The following is a 3,183-nucleotide window of genomic DNA, read 5'->3' on the forward strand; positions in this document are numbered from 1 at the left end:
TCGTCGGTGGTGGTTTCGGGGCGTCCGGAGGCGCTGGACGAGCTGGTGGCCGGGTGCGAGGCGGAGGGGGTGCGGGCGCGTCGTATCGCGGTGGATTATGCGTCGCATTCGGCGCAGGTGGACGTGTTGCGTGAGGAGCTGTTGGACGTACTGGGCTCGATCACACCGCGGCAGCCGCGTATCCCGTTGTTTTCGACGGTGACCGGTGACTGGCTGGACACGACGACGATGGACGCGGGCTACTGGCACCGGAATCTGCGGCAGACGGTGGAGTTCGAGACGGCGACGCGGTCCCTTGCCGAGCAGGGCTTTGGTCTGTTCGTTGAGGTGAGTCCGCATCCGGTGTTGACGGTGGCGGTGCAGGATGTGCCGGCGGTGGGGACGCTGCGGCGCGATGACGGTGGCTGGGACCGGTTCCTGGCGTCGGCGGGTGAGGCATTCGCGCAGGGTGCGGAGGTGGACTGGTCGGGCCTGTTCCCCGCGGATGCGGGCACGGTGGACCTGCCGACGTATGCCTTCCAGCACGAGCACTACTGGCTGGAGAACACCGCAACGTCCGCAGATGTCAGTTCCGCAGGTCTGCAAGACCCGGAGCACCCGCTGTACGGTGCCGTGGTCGCCCTGCCGGGCGCCGAAGGGGTTGTGCTCACCGGGCGTCTCTCGTTGCGGTCCCAGCCGTGGCTTGCCGAACACGCCGTACGCGGCTCCGTCTTCCTGCCGGGTACCGCGTTCGTGGAACTGGCTGTTCGGGCGGCGGACGAGGTGGGCTGCGGCCAGGTCGAGGACTTGACGCTGATGGCGCCGCTGGTCCTGCCCGAGAGCGATGGCGTGGCGCTGCGGGTGATGGTTGGCGCGGCGGACGAGTCCGGCCGTCGTGAGATCACCGTGCACTCCCGGGTGCGCGACGACCAGGACTGGACCTGCCATGCAACCGGCACGCTGGCGCTGGGTACCCACGCTCCCCTGTCCGACCTGGGTGTCTGGCCGCCGGCCGGTGCGCAGCGCGTCGATCTCGATGGTTACTACGACCGGCTCGCAGGCGAAGGCTACGGCTATGGGGCGACGTTCCGAGGGTTGCGGAGCGCTTGGCGCCTCGGGGACGATCTCTATGCCGAGGTCGCTTTGCCCGAAGGCGCAGACGGTGACGCGGCCGCCTTCGGTCTGCATCCCGCTCTGTTCGACGCGGCGCTGCACGTCCTCGGGGTCGTGGACGTCGGACGGCTGGCCCTGCCGTTTGCCTGGCGCGGCGTTTCCCTGCACGCCAGCGGGGCGTCGATGCTGCGGGTGCGGATCTCGCGAAACGGTACCGACGCCGACGCCGACGCCGACGCCGACGCCGTCCCGGACTCGTACGCCCTTCAACTCGCGGACGCCAAGGGCGCTTTGGTGGCCTCCGTCGACTCGCTGACGCTGCGGCCGTACTCGGCGGAGCAGCTGACGGCGACGCCCGCACAGTCCGATGCGCTCTACCGGGTGGAGTGGGGCCCCCTGCCGACGGGTGGCGAGACCGCCTGGCCGTCGGCGGCGGTGCTTGGCGCGCTCCCGTTCGACGTCCCCGGCGCCACCGGATTCGCCACGCTCGCCGAACTGGGGGCCGCGGGGGAGGTGCCGGACGTGGTGTTCACGACGGTGTCTGCGCCGTCCGACGCCGACCTGGTCGCCGGGGTGCACGGTTCCCTGCGGGCGGCGCTGGAGCTGGTGCAGGGCTGGCTGGCGGACGAGCGGTTCTCTGCCGCCAAGCTGGTGCTCGTCACGCGGGGCGCGGTCTCGGCCGAGCCGGGTGAGCGGATCGCGGACCTGGCCAGGGCGCCGCTTGCCGGGCTGATCCGCTCCGCGCAGTCGGAGAACCCCGACCGGTTCGTGCTGCTCGACCTCGACGCCACCGACGCGCTGGGCGCCCGCGAAGCGCTGGACGCTTCGGTGCAGGCCATACCCGCCGCGCTGGCGAGCGGCGAGGCCGAACTCGTCATCAGGTCCGGGGCGCCACGCTGCCGCCGTCTGGTGCGGGCCGCGGCCCAGAGCGTGCTGGTCCCGCCGGCCGACGGGCCGTGGCGCCTGGACACCACCGGTGGGGGAACCCTCGAAAACCTGGTGCTCACTCCGGCGCCCGACGCGACCCGCCCGCTCCAGGCCCGCGAGGTCCGGGTCGCGGTCCGCGCCGCGGGTATCAACTTCCGGGACATCGTCGCGGCCCTCGGCATGGTGCAGGTGGACGAGGTCATGGGCGGCGAGGCTGCCGGCGTGGTGACCGAGGTCGGCCCCGATGTCACCGACCTGGCGGTGGGCGACCGGGTCACCGGCCTGTTCACCGGCGCCTTCGGCCCGGTGGCCGTCACCGATCGCGGCTACCTGGTGCCGATGCCGGAGGGTTGGACCTTCGCCGAGGCGGCCTCCATTCCCGTCGTTTACACCACCGCGCTGTACGGCCTGGTGGACCTGGCCCAGGTGCGGGCGGGGCAGCGGGTGCTGATCCACGCCGGTGCGGGCGGTGTCGGCATCGCCGCCATCCAGCTAGCGCGTCACTGGGGCTGCGAGGTGTTCGCGACGGCCAGTCCGGGGAAGTGGGAGGTGCTGCGCTCGCTGGGTCTGGACGACGACCACATCGCCTCCTCCCGGGACCTGAGCTTCGCGGAGAAGTTCCACGGTGTGACGGGCGGCCAGGGCGTCGACGTCGTCCTCAACTCGCTCGCCGGCGAGTTCATCGAGGCGTCACTGCGCCTGTTGCCGCGCGGCGGCCACTTCCTGGAGATGGGCAAGACGGACATCCGCGATCCGCAGGAGATCGCCGCGCAGCATGCCGGAGTCCGTTACGCCGCCTACAACCTGCCGGACTTCGAACTCGACCGTACGCAGGAGATCCTGGCCGAGATCGTGGACCTCTTCGCACAAGGTGTGTTGGGTGGGTTGCCGGTGTTGGCGTGGGATGTGCGGCGGGCTGGTGAGGCGTTTCGGTTTATGGGTCGGGCGCGGCATGTGGGGAAGTTGGTGTTGTCGGTTGGGCGTGGGGTTGATGTGGGTGGTGTGGTGTTGGTGACGGGTGGTGTGGGGGTGTTGGGTGGTTTGGTGGCGCGGCATTTGGTGGGGGTTTATGGGGTGCGGCATGTGGTGTTGACGGCGCGTCGGGGGTTGGCGGCGCCGGGTGCGGTGGAGTTGGTGGGGGAGTTGGAGGCGTTGGGTGCGGTG

The 3,183-nt window shown here is 70.9% G+C and carries 1 protein-coding gene; it reads left to right on the forward strand.

Annotation, left to right across the window (positions count from 1 at the left end; all coding sequences use genetic code 11):
• The coding region (locus ACH4OW_RS39030; protein WP_398033676.1) for an acyltransferase domain-containing protein at positions 1–3,183 on the forward strand (3,183 nt) is incomplete at both ends.

Source organism: Streptomyces sp. NPDC017056 (assembly GCF_044332485.1).
Lineage (GTDB): Bacteria > Actinomycetota > Actinomycetes > Streptomycetales > Streptomycetaceae > Streptomyces.